Source organism: Bacillus sp. JFL15 (assembly GCF_001184225.1).
Taxonomy (GTDB): domain Bacteria; phylum Bacillota; class Bacilli; order Bacillales; family Bacillaceae; genus Bacillus; species Bacillus siamensis.
Map to the genome: position 1 here is coordinate 2,754,841 of NZ_KQ236689.1, position 17,996 is coordinate 2,772,836.

Genomic DNA, 17,996 nt, shown 5'->3' on the forward strand with positions numbered 1-17,996 from the left:
TTCATATTTATTCCGATTTCATGTCTGCACCAAGTTTCTTTATTTCTGAATCTAAATGTCTGCTGTATGTTTCCACAAAATTCAGCATCGTGTCAAATTGTTCATCAGTTACTTGTTCAAACACGATTTTGTCCCGTTCTTGAAACTCTTTGTGCAATTCCTCGTGAATTTTATAAATGACTTTTCCTTGCTCGGTAAGCCTGAAATAGATTTCTTTCTTGTTAAGCGGCTTCTGATAGCTTTCGATAAGGCCTTTATTGATAAGCTTCTTCGTTAATTTACTTATGGCGCCTCTTGTCATATAAAGGGACTCCGCAAGTTTAGTCACATTGGCGTCTTCAATTTTTTCGATTTTTTCGATGCAATGCACTTCAGAAGGTTTATGCCCCTTAAGGCTTTCTTCCATCTTCAGCCTATTCAGCCACACCATCTTGTTAAAAAAGTCCCTGAAATTCGTGAGGAGCTGTTCTTTTTTGTCCATGGCCCGTCCTCCTGCTCGGTGGTGCTTACACAATATTATAAAATTTTTGTTTCTTTTTCAACAATCGTAAAGCTGTTTTAGGAACTGAGAGTTAACCGAAACGTGGTTTTTCGGGTATTTTTCTTTCCGGATTCGTTACTTGCTCTTTTTCATAACAGGTCAACTCTACAGCCTTATAAAAAAGCAGGCTGCGCAATGAGCCTGCTTGAGAATCGCATCAATCATTTTCCTGTTGCGGCGTCATAAAAAGCGTCGATTGCGGTTGTGTATTTCAGGACGTTTTTAGACACTTTGGCGGTTGCGCCTAATGGATACGCGTCTGACAGAACGCTGGAGTGAGCCTCGGGCTCCCAGTAAAATACGCCGGTTCCTTTGCCATTCGGAACCGCTTTCACCAGTTTTATGGTGTCTTTTATGGTCCAGTAGGAATCTTTCGGATTATTTTCATCTCCGCCCAGTTCAACCACCATGACTTCCTTGTTGTAGCGGGAGGCGATGTCATTTAAATTAGAGGATAATTGGCCGGTGAGCTCCCAGTAAGGCTTACCCTCCCAATAGGGGTAGAACGAAACGCCGATGATGTCGGTTTTGCCGCCATTTTTAAAGAATTGATCAAACCACCATCTGAATAGGCTGTTGTCCGTGCCGTGTGCCAAATGGCTGATTACCTTGGTGGCCGGGCTGACGGATTTCACAGCGTCATAGCCTTTGTTCAATAAGGCGGTCAATTTGCTGAAATCGTTCGTGCTGCCGTCGGGCAGTAAAATTCCTGAATTCATTTCATTTCCTACTTGCACCCAATCAGGGGAGATGCCGTTATTTTTAAGTTCTTTCATGACGTCGTACGTATGGTTATACACCGCTCCCTGCAGCTGGCTGTTTGAATAGCCGGTCCATTGGTTCGGCTTGATCTGATGGCCGGGATCGGCGAACACATCACTGTAATGGAAGTCAACCATGACCTTCATTCCTAACGCTTTTGCCCTTTTGGCCGCCGCAAGTACGCCCGCTTTGTCACTATAGCCGAGCATGGTCCATGTTGTGCCGTCTTTCAGCCAATAATAGCTGCTTGGCGGATTCACAAATACTCTCAGTCTCACGGCATTTATTCCGTGATCTTTAAGAATCTGCAAGGCATCTTTCTGTTTCCCGCCGTCATCCAGCCAACGCACACCTTCATCCTCCATTTGTTTCAGCCAACCTATATCAGCGCCATAGGCAAACGGGGCAGCCGCTTTTGCTTTAGGAGACTTCTCAATGAATGTAAAAGCGGTGAAAATGAGGGAAAGACAGATGATATTTACAAATACACGCTTCACCTGGTTTTTGAACATCACAATACCTCCTGATAAAAAAAGATTATTGGTTGAGTTCACTCTGAATGTTTCAGCTGCCATTCTCCAATAACGTCGTGAAACGCTGAAACGCCTGAATGCCTTCGGCTGTCATTTTAAAAACGCCTGCATCGGTCAGCGCTCGTAAAAATACATTCGCAGTTTCTCTTTGTAAAACAGCAGCTGCATTTTCCGGTCTCACGTCTTTATCCGCTTTGATGTTTTCGGCCCACGGAAGATGAATGTCTTTGATGTCATGAGGTTCATTCAGCAAATACTTTTTTACTTCTGCCAGCTCATCTTTCAGGCGGGGAGGCAAAACGGCGAGCCCCATCACTTCAATCAGACCGATGTTTTCTTTTTTGATGTGATGAACGTCTTGATGCGGGTGAAAAATGCCATCCGGATATTCTTCGGAGGTGCGGTTGTTTCTGAGGGCGAGATCGATTTCAAAATCCGTTCCCCTGCGTCTGGCAATTGGAGTGACGGTATTATGGAATTCATTCGTCTTTGCGATGACGCCGACAGTTTCGTCTGTATATTCCCGCCACTTTTCAAACACATATGCAGCCGCCTCAGTCAGCAAATCCGGATCTTTTGCCCGCAGGCGGATCACTGATACCGGCCACTTCACGACAAAAGCCTGAACGTCTGGAAAATGATGCATACGAAAAGGATAAAGGGAGTCCGCTTTTGCCATCGGAAACTCATGAGCGCCGCCTTGATAATGATCGTGTGAAAGAATGGATCCCCCTACGATCGGCAAGTCTGCGTTTGATCCCGCGAAATAATGCGGGAAGATTTCCGTAATGGCCAGAAGTCTTCTGAAGCTGCAGCAGCTGATGTTCATCGGCTTGTGCGTGCTTGAAAGGAAAATGGCGTGCTCGCTGTAATACGCATAAGGTGAATATTGAAAACCCCACTGTTCTCCCGCTAAGTCAAGCCGGATGATGCGGTGGTTTGAACGGGCAGGGTGATGTAAAGTTCCGGCATATCCCTCATTTTCCATACAGAGCAGACATTTCGGATAACGGTTTTCCGGGCTGTTTTTAACCAAGGCGATGTCTTTAGGATCTTTTTCCGGCTTTGATAAATTAATCGTGATCTCCAACTCGCCAAAAGGTGTTGGTGAGCGGTACACGATATTTTTTCGGATGGCCCGCGTCTTCATATAGTCGTTGTTTTGGCTCAGACGGTAAAAATAATCTGTTGCTTTTTTCGGGCAATCTGATAACAATTCGCTGAATGTGGCATTGATCAGAGAAGGGGCCGGTGTGATTACATCCATGATCCTGCTTTCCAGCATGTCTTTTTCAGCCGGCGTGTCGTTGATGATCGACCGTTTTACCGCGTCTTTCACCATTTCGTCCAAATAGTGAAGCCTGTTTTGTTTCTTGATATGCTTCGGTTCTGCATAATCCGTCAGTCCGAGCAGATCAAGAAGCCTGTTTCTTGTATAAATTACATCTGTTTCATTTATGTCTCCTAAGACAGTGCTCTCTTTCAGAAACCCTGCCACTGATTCAAAAACTTCAATGACCGCCGCCTCCATTTCATTTGTCTTTGTATCCGTTTGGATGACGCAGATGCCAATTCCATGCTGATGCAACGATTTCCGTTATGTCCGTTTGTTTCGGATTCCAGCCGAGAATGTTCCGCGCTTTATCGCTTGATGCGATGAGCGTGCCCGGATCACCCGGTCTTCTTTCGGCCGCTCTTGCTTTTATGCCTCTCCCAGTTGCTTGCCGGGCTGCCTTGACCATTTCTAATACGGAAAATCCGCTGCTTGAGCCTAAATTGAAAATGCCGCTGTCTCCGCCGTTCTGCAAATATTCCAGAGCGAGAATATGGGCATCGATTAAATCAGAAACATGAACATAATCGCGGATGCACGTGCCGTCTTTAGTATCATAGTCAGTGCCGAATATCAAAACCTCGTCCCGCTGACCGAGCGCGGTTTGTAAAAGGATAGGGATAAGGTGGGTTTCAGGATGATGATCTTCTCCTATGGAACCGTCCGTTTTCGCGCCGGCCACGTTAAAATACCGAAGGGAGACATATTTTATGCCCCAGGCGGCATCGCACCACTTCAGCATTTTTTCTGCCATGAGTTTTGATTCGCCGTATGCGCTTTCCGGCTTTTCCGGCATGACTTCTGTAATGGGCACTTTTTCAGGCTCGCCGTATACAGCGGCGGATGAAGAAAATACAATGTGTTTCACCCCGAATTCCTGCATGACCTCCAGTGTAATTAGCGTGCCGTACACATTATGATTGAAGTATGAAAGCGGGTCTTTCATTGATTCGCCGACAAGGGATTGAGCGGCAAAATGGAGGACGCCCGTTATGTTCTCCTTCGCAAAAACAGAGCGAAGAAACGGTTTGTCGCGGATATCTCCATGATAAAAAACTGCCTTTTCATGAACGGCTTTCCGGTGGCCGGTCTGCAGGTTATCTGCCGTTATCGTTTCATATCCATTAGCCACTAGTTGATCAACCGCATGAGAACCGATATAGCCGGCTCCGCCGAGAACGAGAATCGCCATGATTTATTTTTCCCTCCATTCAGCCGCGCCATCGCTTATATCCGCGATGTAGAAAGAAGCTTCAAGACCTGTCCTGCTGCGGTAGTGAGATGAAACAGCCCGGATAAAGCCGGCGGTTTCTCCGCTTTCCACAATGGCTATGGCGCAGCCGCCGAACCCCGCGCCCGTCATCCGCGCCCCGAGCGCTCCTTCCTTCCAGGCTGCTTCAGCGAGCGCGTCTAATTCGGCACCGGTCACTTCATAATCATCGCGTAACGAACGGTGGGAAGCGTTCATCAGCTCTCCGAACGTTTTCAAATCATTCAATTTGAGAGCTTCCGCGGCTGAGAGGGTCCGCTCGTTTTCATTGATTCCGTGACGGGCTCTTTTGCGCAATGTTTCACGGGAGAGAAGGTGTTCGAGTTTGTTGAATTCTTCTGCCGTTAATTCCGCAAGTGATGCGATATTCCGATATTGCCGCAGTTCTGAAAGAGCCTCATCACATTCACTGCGGCGTTCATTATATTTTGAAGCTGCCAGCTCCCGGCGCTTGTTCGTATTCATAATGACGATTTTATATCCGTTAAAAGCAGCCGGAATCATTTCGTGCTCAAGCTTATCGCAGTTTAAAAGAATGGCCATGTTCTTTTTGCCTTTTTGCACTGCGAATTGATCCATAATGCCTGAATTCACGCCGATAAATTCATTTTCGACTCTTTTTCCGATAAGCGCCAGTTCAGTATCGGAAACATTCAGACTGAATAACTCTCTTAAAATGGCACCGGTTAACATTTCAATAGAAGCGGAGGAACTTAATCCGGCGCCGTTTGGAATCGTACCGTGAAAAAGAATATCCATTCCGCTGTCTATTTGGCCGCCGGCTTCGAGAAGGTAACGGATCATTCCCTTTGGATAATTGGTCCAGCCGTCTTCTTTTTTGTATGCTGTATCGTGGAGATCAAGGCAGACAATGCCGCTGTCCGGAAAGTTTTCTGAGAATAACCGGATTTGGTGATCTCCGCGTTTTGCGCAGACGGCATATGTTCCGATCGTAATCGCGCAGGGAAGAACGTGGCCGCCTATATAATCCGTATGTTCCCCGATCAGGTTGATCCGGCCGGGTGCGAAAAACAGTTCCCCGTTACTTCTCTGGAAAACGTCTTTAAATCTTGATTTCAAACGTTTGTCATCCATGATAACCCTCCGATTCTATTTTGAGGTATGCTCCAGTATGAACTGAATGGCTTTGTGCGAATTCCTGGTGAGGCCGATATATTCCGCTCCTTTCGTTGCGATGAGTTTCACATGCAGGCGGTCTGCATCTTCTTTAATGTCATCGTAATAAGAGCCGACTTGCGGAGCCAAAATGATCATATCGAAGTCTTTCATGATGTCGTAATGGGATCCGTAGGCGCCTGCTGAGGCGGTGATCGGCACGTTATATTCCTCGGCGCCCTCTGTCAGTGCGTTCGCAAGCATGGCGCTCGTTCCCGCTCCGGCGCACAGCACTAACACATTGGTGCCGTGTTCCAAGGCGGATGAGGATTCCTGAAGATTTGTGCTGATGACCGAGGCCGCGTCTTCTGAGGCGCCGGCCATTGCGGGCTGTATCTCCCGGGATGTTTGCGGCGCGGTTTCAGATTCGGTGTGTTGAGCTTCTTTCGCCGCTAATACATTGTCGTAAGCTTTGCAGAATGGCAGGTATATCAGGAAATCAACAATGATTAACACGGCTGTGAGGACAAAAGCCGAAAGCCCCATCCCGGTCCCCAGAATCAGGCCGACGGGGGCCGGGGCAGCCCACGGAAGAACATACATAAAACTGTTCATTCCGATGAGATCCACGAAAAATTTAAACAGACAGACATTCACCATCGGCGTTACAACAAACGGAATGAAAAAATAAGGATTTAAAATGATCGGCGCAGCAAAGAGAAGAGGTTCGTTTACTGCGAAAGACACCGGAACCGCGGATGCTTTTCCGACTGCTTTCAATTGCTTGGATTTCGCGAAAAGAAGAAAAATAAACGGAACAACAAGGGTTGCGCCGGTTCCTCCCATAGTGCCGACGAAATTTCCGAGTCCGACGGTCAGCACGTTGGACGCCTGCTCACCGGCATTATGAAGCTGAAGGTTCGCCTCCACATTTGCGTAAATAATAGCCGCGATGGCCGGCTCCACAATAGAAGGCCCGTGAACGCCGACAAACCAGAACAGCGCCATCATTCCCCAAATGACAGAAATCCCAAGATAACCGTCTGCAGCGGTAAAAAACGGCGATAAGAGAGAGGAGAGAGCCTCCGCGAACGATACGTTCAGCGTATTCCTGATCAATAAATCAATGATCACCATGGCCAAAACGGAAAAGGCGAACGGGAAAACATCTTTAAATGTTTGTGAAATGGTTCCCGGAACTTCTTTCGGCATTTTAATCGTAATATTTTTCAGAGCGCAGAGTCTGTATACGTTCACTGCTATGAAAGCGGATACAAAAGCAGCTAAAAGGCCTTTTGTTCCGAGATATTCCGTCGAGAATCCGCCGTCGATTTGAGTGACGCTTAAAATGAGAAACCCGACGACTGAAGCTAGCATCGCTGAAACGGGATTGATCCCTTTGTTTTTCGGCATTTTCCGGTTCATTGATTCACTCAGGCATTTCGCAGTTGTTGCCGCAACAATCAGGCCGAGGGCGCCCATTGAATAGTTATAAACTTTCCAAAGCCATTCAGAAACATTTTTAGGCCAAGTGAAACCCAACACTTCCGGCACAGCCGCGGTGAGGATGAAAATGCTGGCGAATAAAATAACAGGCATGGCCGTTAAGAAGCCGTCGCGGATCGCGCCTAAATAAATGTTTCTTGAGATTTTTTCGAAAAACGGTTTTCCCTTTTCGATTTGCTTGATGATACCGTTCATTTTTCCACTCCTTATCGGCGGCTTCGGTAGAGTTCTATAAAATCCTGAATAAGATCACGGAGCAGAAGGGTTGTCATTAAATGGTCCTGGCCGTGAACGAAAATAAACCCTAATTCCATGTCCTTGCCGTCAGCTTCTTCAGCTAACATTTTCGTTTGCACATTGTGGGCGAGGGTTAGATTTTCATCTGCGCTTTTTAATGCTGCTTCCGTGTTTTCGAAGTTTCCCGCACGGACTTCTTTCAAGACTTTCAATAAAGTGCTTCTGGCATCGCCGGCATAGGCGACGATTTCAAAACCGAGCATCTGCAATTCTTCCTTTGTCATGAAAAAACCTCCTAAAGACGGCACACATGATGAAAAGAGATTCTTTTCACCATGTATGATCGTTAAATGATTGTTTTTGTTTCACTTACAAGTTTGTACCAGTAGGCCGATTCTTTCGGATACCGTTTTTGGGTGTCGAAGTCGACGTAAAAAAGACCGTAACGTTTGTTGTAGCCGTTGGTCCATGAAAATAAATCCATTAAGGACCATAAGAAATATCCCTTTACGTTGACCCCGTCGCTAATCGCTTTGCTGACGGCTTCTAAATATACTTTTAAATAGTCGATTCTTGCCTTATCCATAATGATGCCGTCTTCAAACTCATCTTTATAGCCCATGCCGTTTTCGGTAATGTAAATTTTGTTATATTGCGGATAGTCCCGTTTGATGCGCATCAGCATGTCATACATGCCTTCAGGATAAATGAGCCAGTCCCAATCGGTCCGTTTCAGGCCTTCTTTGTAAATTCTTTCGCCGATCCCTTTTACTTTATAGACCGAAGTGCCCTTATCGCCCGTTCCGTTATGGTGAATAACGGTCTCTCCGTCGTACGCTTTGACGAAATGGCATTGGTAATGATTGATGCCGAGATAGTCATTGCGTGTTGACGCTTTTTTCATCACGTCAAAATCGCTGTCTGAAAACTCGTATGAAGCGCCGTTCGCCTCACAGATTTCATCCAGAGCACGCATCGTTTCCTCAGAATAATAGCCGAGGTAGGTGGCATCCAGGAGGAATCTCACTGATAACGCGTCATCGAGAAAGCAGGCATGGCGGTCTTCTTCCGAGTCACTGGCGGGGTATTTTGTTTCCAGTGAGTGGACGACACCGATTTCTCCCGGATAGCCGCCTTCTTTAAAGAGGTTGACGGTCATCGCATGCGCCACCATCATGTGATGGAGGCATTGAATGACTTTTGTGATATCACTTTTAACAGATGGCGGAAAAACGCCGAGTAAATACTGGTTGGTGGCTGTAGGATAGATTTCGTTAAACGTGCTCCAATATCGGATTTCGCTGAATTCTTTAAAGCAAAACTCCGCATACTTGACGAACGCATCTATTGCGGCGCGGTTGAGAAAATCTCCCTGATCAAATAATCCTTTCGGCGTATCGAAATGATGAAGCGTGACAAAAGGGGTGACGCTGCGTTTTTGGCACTCTGAGAAAATACGATGATAGTAATCCACGCCTTCCTGATTGATTTCGCCCGTGCCGTCAGGGAAAATTCTCGTCCATGCTATAGAAAGGCGGATGCCGTTTATTCCGAATTTCTCACATAGTTTGATATCTTCCGGAAACTGCCGGTAAAAATCACTTGCCGGATCAGGACTGAATCTTCCCTGTTTTTCAAGAAATTCATCCCAGGCTACAGGCCCTTTGCCGCCTTCTTTTGTGGCGCCTTCCGCTTGGTATGCCGCAGTCGCCCCGCCGAAAATAAAGTCATGAGGTAATTTGAGCATTACTGAATCCTCCTTCGCCAATGTGTGAATTGAAGTTTATTAATGTTTGTAAATGTTATCTTTTGTTTAATAGTAAACGCATACATTTTTGTTGTCAATAGCTTCATAAGGAAATAATAACTGTGTTTACAAGGGTAAAACAAGTTCTTCAATGTTTTATATGTTGATAATATTGTTTGTTATTGTTTGTTTTTGTTGACCAGATTGCCGTGGTATGTTAGATTGTGTGTAAAGTTGAGGGGATGATTGAGTATGTTAAAAAAAGAGCGTCTTTTAAAAATCATCGATATTGTAAACTCGCGGGGGTTTATTACGGTGAGTGATATTATCGATGAATTAGAAGTTTCTGATATGACGGTGAGAAGAGATCTGGATGAGCTGGATAAGGCCGGAAAAATCGTGCGTATTCATGGAGGCGCACAGAGCATTTCTTATTCCATTGACCACGAATTATCGCATAATGAAAAACTGGATGTTCAAATGGAGGAGAAGGGGAAAATCGCGGAACTCGCGGCTTCATATGTAAATGATGGCGATACCGTTTTTTTAGGACCGGGCACGACAATTGAACTTTTAGCGAAACACCTGCTGCATAAGAGGATCCGAATTATCACTAATAACTACCCCGTGTTTGATATTTTAAAGCATGGCGACACTGCGGATACCATTCTGATTGGCGGCGATTTCCGAAAAAACACGGGTGCATTTGTTGGGCCTATTGTAAACGGCAATCTGCAGAAATTCAATTTTACGAAAGCCTTCATCAGCGCAAACGGCATACATAATGATGAGATTTCTTCTTACAGCATTGAAGAAGGAGAAGCCCATCAAATCGCGCTGAATAATTCGCGGACGAAATTTTTGCTGGCGGACAATAAAAAATTTAACCGTGAAGATTTTTACGTGTTCTACAACTTACACGATATGGATTATTTAATTACGGATGATAAAGTGATGAAAGATGTTCAGATCCATTATGAGCAATATGTGGATGTCAAAATCGCAAAAAAATAAAAAGGGGAGGCGGTTCGATGAAAGGGGTTATTTTTGATTTCAACGGCACGATGTTTCAAGATTCACATCTCCATGAAAAAGCGTGGTTTTACATGGTGAAAAAATACGCTCCGAAAGCGATTTCTGATGAAGATATTTTCGTTAACATTCACGGAAGAACAAACAGTGAAATCCTGACGCATTTTATTTCCGGCGATTTAACAAATGAAGAAATCAAGAAGATGTCTTTTGAAAAAGAAGCCTACTACAGAGAATTATGCCTTGAAAACAAAGCTGAGTTAAAGCTGACGAAGGGCCTGACCGGCGTCTTAAACCATCTGAAAAAGTCAGGAATGCCGATGACCATCGCCACGGCTACGGTAAAGGACAATGTCGAGTTTTACTTTGACGTCTTTCATTTGGGGAAGTGGTTTGATTTTGATAAAGTCACATTTGATGACGGAAGCTTCCCCGGAAAGCCGGCGCCGGATATTTTTATCATCGCATCGGAAAAATTAGGCCTTAAACCTGAAGAGTGCCTAGTCATTGAAGATGCCTTTTCCGGGCTCACAGCGGCAAAAAAAGCAGGTGCGGGCAAGATTGTGGCCATTGACCCGTTCGGAAAAAACCGCGCGTTATTTGAAGAAAAACATCTGGCGGATGACGGGATACTGACAGATTTCACCTCGTTTTTTGAGGTGATTGCCGGACATTCTGTTTGAGAGATCAGCCGGTTCTTCATGTTGGTATGGCCTTACAGATGCGGACACCGTTCGTAACACAAGATGTTTTTGTGTTCGGGCGGTGTCTTTTTCTGATGAGACTGTGCAGAATCAGTTTCCGACAGGGGCCTTTCTTCTTTTTTTCGCACATGTTCAATTAAGCGCTCGCATGTATTCAAGTCTTATTACTGACTGCTGATATGTTTTACGATAACATCCTGAGCATATAAGAATAGCAGCCATCCTGTTAGTCCAAGCCCTGATGCGGCAATGAAAGGCAGTGAATGGCGAAGGGCGATGCCGATAATGACCAGCATAATGACTGTGGAAGGGATGCCGGAAGCCACACTGAAGGCAAAATGACTTAATGTCTCCTTCGTTTCTCCTTGGATGTACAGCCAAACCATGCTCAGCATACTGACAATTGGCAAAGCCGCTATTATACCTCCATAACTCGGGCTTCTTCTTGATATTTCAGTGATAATCCCAATAATAGCAGCAGAGACAATAATTTTAACGATCGTAAACATCTTCAGCCCGCTCCTTCATCAAACTGAATGCTTTTAAGACAAGTGTTCTTTCTTCATTATTCATGTTGTCAAAAAGAAGCTGTTTAAGCTTTTCTTCATCGAGGCCGGAATGACGGTAAAGGACATCCGCCCCCAAATTGGTAAGTTTTAAAATAACCTTCCGCTCATCCTCAACACTTCTGATTTTATAAACGTACTTTTTCTTAAGTAAACGTTTTATATGTTCGGAAGCGGTATTATGTGAGACTTGAATCGCTTCGGCAATGTCTTTTATTCCGACTGCCTGCTCTTTTTGAATGACTTGCAGAATTCGCACACCTTGGTGAGTGATTTTTTCATGATGCTGATAACGGAGCCGATAGTAAATATCTGTCCAGAGGCCGTTTAATTCCAATATTTCGTTTGCCATCGTCATCAACCCTTATCGTTTATTAAGATTATATCTTATAATACGATATAAATTAACGGATTGAAAGAAGTTTTTAAACATGAGTGATGGAACTGCGTTTTGTTTTGGAAGATGGAAGCGAAAGCAGCCGCTGACTTCAAAGCCAAAATAGAGAAAGAAGCTTTTTAGCATAATAAAAAGGCACTGACAATAAGTTGAAGAACCAAAGAATATATTAAAATACCATGTGCTGATTGAAAAAGATACAGGGAATAAAAAGCGGGTAAGAAGATAAGGAAAGGAGAGAGACGGATGGAACTTGATTTTGTGATTCGTCTGGCGGTTGCGGGGCTGCTTGGGGCTCTGATTGGATTGGAGAGAGAATTCAGGGCGAAGGAGGCCGGTTTGAGGACGCATTTTCTAGTGGCCGTCGGCAGCGCCTTGATGATGATTGTTTCCAAATATGGATTTTTTGATTTGTTATCCAACAGCCATACGTCCTTTGACCCGAGCCGGGTGGCGGCGCAGGTCGTCAGCGGTGTCGGATTTTTAGGGGCCGGCACGATTATTTTGCAGCGGCATGTCGTGCGGGGGCTTACGACAGCCGCGGGGATTTGGGCTACGTCCGGGATCGGTCTGACGATCGGGGCGGGTATGTATGTCATCGGTATCAGCGGCACGATATTGGCGTTAATCGGGCTTGAACTTTTAAATTTTCTGTTTAAACCGGCGGCGCATTCTCTGTCTGTCAGTTTCCAGATTGAGGAGAAAGCCGTTATGCATGAAATTTTAACTTCGCTTGAAGCAAAGGGAATTCTCATCACGTCCTATGAATTGAATAAGGCGGTGCTTGAAGTGAAGGGAAGGGTGAAAAGCAAAAGCGGAAAAGCCTCGGTGATGGAGAAAGTTCAATCCCTCCCGTATATCCTGTCCGTCAAAGTTGAATAGCAAAAAGGGGAAGCTCCCCTTTCTGCGGTCATTTCTTTTCAAACATTAATACCAAGGATAGAACGGGATATACGGCCGCGGATAGTATGGATACGGTCTTGGGAAATAATAAGGCGGCCGCGGATAGTATGGATATGGTCTGGGGAAATAATAAGGCGGCCGGGGATAATGATACGGCACCCGCTCGTGGCTCTCGGCTGTGTATTCATGATCAAAAGGATCGTACAAGAGGAAAACCTCCTTTGAAAGAGTTATTCCGTTTACCATATTCCTGTATGCCCGGTATGGTGTGCGTAATCCGGGCAGAAAAAAAGATGCCGGTTATCATCCGGCATCTTTTTTTACACTTTCACATCAATGGAATGGCCGGCAGTCGGGTGCTGGGCCGGCAGCATTTTTACGGTTTCTTCCGCAGCGGTCTGGGCATTCTGCATGACCGTTTTTGTTAACGCGATATTTACATTCTGCGCCAGAGATGCCTGGTGCATAGCGATTGATAACGCAGGGATATCCATAGCTTCCACCTCCTTATCCCTTCATATCGGCGGCGTGCTCCGATTATGAAGAGAGCCGGCGTTTTCTTTTAACGGCCCATTCTAAAAGTGCGGCCGCGCATACTCCGAGGGTATAGGCGAAAATGTCGCTCCAGACAAATTGCCAGCCGAGGATCAGCCCGCCGAGCGTGCTGCTTCTGATCGCGTCAATCCACGGCGCATGATACAGCTGGCTGCATTCAATCAGACAGCAAAACGAGAGGCTCAGGATAGCGGCTGTTTCCGTCCGGATGTTTCGAAATAAAAAACCGAATCCGGTAAAAATCATTGCCGCCCACAGGGCATCTCCTAAATAAGCGGTTATCATGCCGGGCAATAGGTTGGTAATGCAGGCGGTTCTGGATAATAAACCGAGGGCGATGATAAAAACGGTCAATGCCCCGTATGTCAATCGATGTCTGTTCACTTCACACTGTTCCCCTTTTTTTGTACTCCCATGTATTGTAAGGAATGACGGAGAAGCTGTCTATGAAAAAAACGGCCCGGGAGGCCGCTTTTTCGGATTATCTTTCTTTTAGGTTGACATGGTCTGCTTTTTGATCACTGCCGATGACGAAGCGGAGCTCATACTGTCCCGTATGATAGACGTAATCTGTTTCGCCCGTTTTCGGCACTGTCAGGATTTTGTCAGCGCTGCCGATTTGTTTGCTTAAAACGTCAGGTGTGACGCTGCCGAGGTTTAAACGCCGTTCCACCCCTGTCCCGAAATAGCGGATTTCTGAGATTTTGCCGTTTTTATGATAGGAAAATCCATAACCGGGGTTTCCCATGTTCCAGCTGTATAAATCAAATGGATTGCGGCTGTCTGCTTTCTGTTCCGGCTCGCCGATTTTATCGTAAACATCCTGTCTCGTGCTTTGGTTGATTTTCAGGCCTTTCACTTGTTGCGGCATTTCCCCTTGAAACGCCGATTGATAAAGGCTGTTCACCAGTTCTTGTGCACGTTGATTTTCCGTTTTTGAAGCGGCTGCAGCATGAACGGACTGTGTATCCGAAACTGCTTCTGCGCTGAATGCGCCGCCTGTGAGCATCACGGCCGACAATCCCGTGATGAGTGTTTTTTTCTTCAGCATATGTGAATGCCTCCTTTTTACCGCTCATACCCGTATGTTTCCTCAGTTAAACGGGATGTTTTAGTGAAAGGTGGGCTGGGAATCATAAAGGATGTATAGAGGGGAACAGAAAGGGGAAAAGAAAATGGCTGATACAAAGAAGGTTACAATCAATGGCGTTGAAATGGAAGCCGCAGACGGACAAACCGTTTTGCAGCTTTTGAACAATAGTTCAATTGACGTGCCGCACGTGTGCTATCATCCGAGTCTCGGTCCGATTGAAACGTGCGATACTTGTATCGTCAGTGTTAACGGGGAACTCGTCCGTTCGTGTTCCGCGCAAATAAAGGACGGAGATGTCATTGATACGCTTTCGTCCGATGTGAAAAAAGCGCAGATTATCGGCATGGACAACATTCTGCACAACCATGAATTATACTGCACGGTTTGTGATTACAACAATGGGAGCTGCGAAGTACATAATACCGTAAAGGAAATGAAAATCAATCACCAAAGCATTCCGTTCGATCAAAAACCGTATCCTAAAGATGAATCAAATCCGTTTTACCGGTATGATCCCGATCAGTGCATCTTATGCGGACGCTGCGTCGAAGCCTGTCAGGACGTACAGGTAACTGAGACGTTAAGTATCGATTGGGAGCGCAAACGCCCGCGGGTCATTTGGGATCAGGATGTGCCGATTAATGAATCATCATGTGTTTCCTGCGGACATTGTTCAACCGTATGTCCGTGCAATGCCATGATGGAAAAAGGCATGGAAGGCGAAGCGGGTTATTTAACAGGCATCAATGAAGAGACGCTTCGGCCGATGATTGACATCACAAAAGGCGTCGAAACCGGCTACGGCTCGATTTTAGCCATATCAGACATGGAATCGGCCATGCGTGATGAAAGAATCAAAAAGACGAAAACCGTATGCACATACTGCGGTGTCGGCTGCAGTTTTGATATATGGACGAAAGGAAGAGACATTTTAAAGGTAGAACCTCAGGCCGAGGCACCCGCAAACGGAATTTCGACGTGTGTAAAAGGGAAATTCGGCTGGGATTTCGTCAATAGTGAAAAGCGCCTTACCAAACCGCTTATACGGGAAGGGGATTCGTTTCGGGAGGCGGAATGGGATGAAGCGCTGCAGCTGATCGCCGATAAATTTACCGATATAAAAGAACATTTCGGCCCGGACGCGCTTGCTTTTATCACATCTTCCAAATGCACGAATGAAGAATCATACGTGATGCAGAAGCTTGCCAGAGCCGTGATCGGTACAAATAATGTCGACAACTGCTCACGCTACTGTCAGTCTCCAGCTACGGCCGGTTTGTTCAGAACGGTCGGCTACGGTGGCGATTCAGGATCGATTACAGATATAGAAAAAGCTGAGCTCGTACTGATTATCGGCTCAAATACGTCTGAGTCTCACCCCGTTCTGTCTACACGTATTAAACGTTCCCATAAGCTGCACGGACAGAAGCTCGTCGTGGCGGACTTGCGAAAACATGAAATGGCCGAGCGCTCCGACGTGTTTTTCCAGCCGCGTGCCGGATCGGATATTGTCTGGCTGAACGCCGTATCGAAGTATCTGCTTGATCACGATTTGGCGGATACTGCATTTCTGAATGAAAGAGTGAACGGATTAGATGAATTCGTGAAAAGCCTTGAACCTTACACGATGGAATATGCTGAAAAACATACCGGTGTGGACAAGGAGACCTTAATCAAGGTAGCGCGGATGATTCATGAAGCCGGCAGTGTGTGCGCGCTGTGGGCAATGGGGGTTACCCAGCATATCGGAGGAAGTGATACGAGCACGGCCATTTCCAACCTGCTGCTTGTGACCGGAAATTACGGCAAGCCCGGGGCAGGCTCATATCCGCTTCGGGGCCATAATAACGTGCAAGGTGCCAGTGATTTTGGCAGCATGCCTGACAGCTTCCCCGGTTATGAAAAAGTAACGGATGAAAAAGCCCGCAAAAAGTATGAACAGGGCTGGGGAGCAGACCTGCCGAAAGAAATCGGAATGACAAATCATGAAATGATCGAAGGCATCCACTCGGGAAAACTGAAGTCCATGTACTTAAAAGGAGAAGAAATGGGGCTTGTCGACTCCAACATTAACCATGTTCATGCCGCCTTTGAAAAGCTTGATTTCTTCGTTGTGCAGGATATTTTTCTCTCGCGGACGGCCGAGTTCGCCGATGTGGTGCTCCCGGCAAGCCCGAGCCTTGAAAAAGAAGGCACGTTTACGAATACGGAACGGAGGGTGCAGCGCCTTTACCAAGTGTTTGAACCGCTGGGCGATTCAAAGCCTGACTGGCAGATTATTACGGACATCGCCAACCGGCTGGGCGCTGATTGGCGCTATGAACATCCGGCAGACATTATGGAAGAAGCGGCGATGCTTTCACCGCTCTACGCAGGCGTCACTTACGAACGTCTCGAAGGCTACAATTCACTGCAATGGCCCGTTGCAGCGGATGGAACCGATTCACCGCTTTTATTTACGGAGAAGTTCCCGTTTTCAGACGGCAAAGCGGTTCTTTATCCCGTTCAGTGGACCGAGCCGAAAGAATTTGATGAAGAGTATGATCTCCATGTGAATAACGGGCGGCTGCTTGAGCATTTTCACGAAGGAAACCTGACTTACCGGTCAAAAGGAATTTCCGAAAAAACACCGAGTGTGTTTCTGGAGGTCTCACCCGAACTCGCTGAAGAAAGAGGGCTTGAAGACGGGACGCTTGTCCGCCTGACATCACCGTACGGAAATGTGAAAGTCAAATGCGTCATTACAGACCGGGTAAAAGGCAAACAAGTTTATCTGCCGATGAACGATTCAAAAGATGCCGCCATTAACCTTTTAACAAGCAGCTATGCGGATAAGGATACGGATACACCAGCCTATAAAGAAACCTCAGCGAAGATGGAGATTTTGAAAAAAGAAGGCATTAATCCGCTTCCGAAAATCAATTTCCGTTACGGAAACCCGCAGCCGCAGATCGGTGTCCAGGTTGAGCGGAAATGGGCGCGAAAAGATTATGTATTTCCGGGAGACGCGGTAAAAAGGGGGAAACAGCAAAATGGCTAAAGCAACCCGCACTATCCGAAAACAGACCGTCACGGAAGAAGACAAACGAAGAAAGGATTTAGAAGAGATTGAGACGGCTCTTCTGCAAAATAAAGACGCGATTTTGGAGTCTTTGCACATTCTTCAGCACATGAATGAGCGCGGCGTTTTGGCGCTTCTGCGCGGACTTTTCGGCCAGGGCGACAAAGTGATGGACATCCTCGTGAAGAAGGCGAATACGCCGGAAACGGCCAATATGCTGAAAAATCTCCTGCTGTTAACCGGCGTCCTCGGCATGCTTGATGTAAAACAGCTTGAGCCGTTTATCGTCAAAATCAACGCGGGCGTCACAAAGGCTGTTGAGGAGAAAGACAGCAGCAAAAAGACGGGTTATTTTGATATCGTCCGCGCTTTAAAAGACCCGGAAATCAACAAGGCCGTCACGCTGCTGTTTTCTTTCCTGAAAGGCATGGGTGCTGATACAAGCGATATGGAGAGAAATACGCGGCCTCCTGAAGACCAAAAGCACCATCAGGAACCGCAGACGAATGAGTGAACATCACCCCCCGAGCCTCTCATACGGCTCGGGTTTTTTGTGCGTTCATGCTGCTTTCTTGGGAAAAATTTCACCTCGGGATTCATGACTTTTGTTGTGTTATGTTAATAGTTAAGGTTATGAATA

Annotated in this window: 17 protein-coding genes and 1 pseudogene; 5 read left to right on the forward strand and 13 right to left on the reverse strand. The window is 46.2% G+C overall.

Translation table 11 applies throughout. The features are described 5' to 3' along the window. Positions 1–7 precede the first annotated feature (7 nt). From AD710_RS13860 to lacG, 8 genes are all read right to left on the reverse strand, one after another. Positions 8–481, reverse strand: coding sequence for a MarR family transcriptional regulator (locus tag AD710_RS13860; protein WP_045925370.1), 474 nt, complete (start codon positions 479–481; stop codon positions 8–10). 221 nt (positions 482–702) lie between these two features. Beyond that, entirely contained in the window at positions 703–1,815 is a 1,113-nt protein-coding gene (locus tag AD710_RS13865) for a glycoside hydrolase family 53 protein (RefSeq protein ID WP_049628292.1), read from the reverse strand. 52 nt (positions 1,816–1,867) lie between these two features. Continuing rightward, entirely contained in the window at positions 1,868–3,367 is a 1,500-nt protein-coding gene (gene galT / locus AD710_RS13870) for a UDP-glucose--hexose-1-phosphate uridylyltransferase (RefSeq protein ID WP_053102069.1), read from the reverse strand. Between the two features lies 1 nt (position 3,368). Beyond that, positions 3,369–4,361 carry a UDP-glucose 4-epimerase GalE gene (gene galE / locus AD710_RS13875; protein WP_049628293.1) on the reverse strand — a complete coding sequence of 331 codons (993 nt, stop codon included), beginning with the start codon at positions 4,359–4,361 and terminating at the stop codon, positions 3,369–3,371. Between the two features lie 3 nt (positions 4,362–4,364). Next, a complete protein-coding gene (locus tag AD710_RS13880; protein ID WP_049628294.1) occupies positions 4,365–5,534 on the reverse strand; it encodes a galactokinase in 1,170 nt (389 codons plus the stop codon). Between the two features lie 15 nt (positions 5,535–5,549). Next, positions 5,550–7,256, reverse strand: coding sequence for a PTS lactose transporter subunit IIBC (locus AD710_RS13885; protein WP_049628295.1), 1,707 nt, complete (start codon positions 7,254–7,256; stop codon positions 5,550–5,552). An 11-nt stretch (positions 7,257–7,267) separates the two neighbouring features. Beyond that, on the reverse strand, positions 7,268–7,582 hold the full coding sequence (locus AD710_RS13890; RefSeq protein WP_016936492.1) for a PTS sugar transporter subunit IIA: 315 nt from the start codon (positions 7,580–7,582) through the stop codon (positions 7,268–7,270). Positions 7,583–7,644: 62 nt separating this feature from the next. Continuing rightward, positions 7,645–9,045 carry a 6-phospho-beta-galactosidase gene (gene lacG, locus AD710_RS13895; RefSeq protein ID WP_016936491.1) on the reverse strand — a complete coding sequence of 467 codons (1,401 nt, stop codon included), beginning with the start codon at positions 9,043–9,045 and terminating at the stop codon, positions 7,645–7,647. Positions 9,046–9,297: 252 nt separating this feature from the next. Here lacG and AD710_RS13900 point away from each other — a divergent pair, with 252 nt between their 5' ends. Then, positions 9,298–10,059: a DeoR/GlpR family DNA-binding transcription regulator gene (locus tag AD710_RS13900; RefSeq protein ID WP_045925377.1), complete on the forward strand. Its 762-nt coding sequence runs from the start codon at positions 9,298–9,300 to the stop codon at positions 10,057–10,059. A 17-nt stretch (positions 10,060–10,076) separates the two neighbouring features. Continuing rightward, complete coding sequence (locus tag AD710_RS13905; RefSeq protein WP_049628296.1) at positions 10,077–10,760, forward strand: HAD family hydrolase; 684 nt, start codon at positions 10,077–10,079, stop codon at positions 10,758–10,760. Between the two features lie 185 nt (positions 10,761–10,945). Here the strand turns inward: AD710_RS13905 and AD710_RS13910 are convergent, their stop codons facing one another. Together AD710_RS13910 and AD710_RS13915 are read right to left on the reverse strand one after the other, a co-directional pair. Further along, the gene (locus AD710_RS13910) at positions 10,946–11,290 is read right to left on the reverse strand and encodes a DUF3147 family protein (protein ID WP_045925379.1); all 345 of its coding nucleotides are present in this window, start codon (positions 11,288–11,290) and stop codon (positions 10,946–10,948) included. After that, positions 11,274–11,699 carry a MarR family winged helix-turn-helix transcriptional regulator gene (locus tag AD710_RS13915; protein WP_045925380.1) on the reverse strand — a complete coding sequence of 142 codons (426 nt, stop codon included), beginning with the start codon at positions 11,697–11,699 and terminating at the stop codon, positions 11,274–11,276. Before AD710_RS13915 ends, AD710_RS13910 begins: the two co-directional genes overlap by 17 nt. Before the next feature lie 291 nt (positions 11,700–11,990). Here AD710_RS13915 and AD710_RS20375 point away from each other — a divergent pair. Beyond that, positions 11,991–12,387: pseudogene (locus AD710_RS20375) on the forward strand (MgtC/SapB family protein); the annotation flags it as partial. Positions 12,388–12,967: 580 nt separating this feature from the next. On the opposite strand, the gene AD710_RS19270 reads toward AD710_RS20375, so the two are convergent. The 3 genes from AD710_RS19270 to AD710_RS13930 all read right to left on the reverse strand — a co-directional run bounded on the left by AD710_RS19270 (position 12,968) and on the right by AD710_RS13930 (position 14,253). Beyond that, a complete protein-coding gene (locus AD710_RS19270) occupies positions 12,968–13,141 on the reverse strand; it encodes a YjfB family protein (protein WP_064777866.1) in 174 nt (57 codons plus the stop codon). A gap of 43 nt (positions 13,142–13,184) precedes the next feature. Further along, positions 13,185–13,586 carry a ribosomal maturation YjgA family protein gene (locus AD710_RS13925; RefSeq protein WP_016936485.1) on the reverse strand — a complete coding sequence of 134 codons (402 nt, stop codon included), beginning with the start codon at positions 13,584–13,586 and terminating at the stop codon, positions 13,185–13,187. Positions 13,587–13,683: 97 nt separating this feature from the next. Continuing rightward, complete coding sequence (locus AD710_RS13930) at positions 13,684–14,253, reverse strand: YjgB family protein (RefSeq protein ID WP_049628297.1); 570 nt, start codon at positions 14,251–14,253, stop codon at positions 13,684–13,686. A gap of 124 nt (positions 14,254–14,377) precedes the next feature. Here AD710_RS13930 and fdhF point away from each other — a divergent pair, with 124 nt between their 5' ends. Then, positions 14,378–17,335, forward strand: a complete 2,958-nt coding sequence (gene fdhF, locus AD710_RS13935) for a formate dehydrogenase subunit alpha (RefSeq protein WP_047477953.1) — start codon at positions 14,378–14,380, stop codon at positions 17,333–17,335. Continuing rightward, positions 17,328–17,870, forward strand: a complete 543-nt coding sequence (locus AD710_RS13940) for a helical membrane plugin domain-containing protein (protein ID WP_016936482.1) — start codon at positions 17,328–17,330, stop codon at positions 17,868–17,870. The genes fdhF and AD710_RS13940 overlap by 8 nt, the downstream gene beginning before the upstream one ends. Positions 17,871–17,996: the final 126 nt, after the last annotated feature.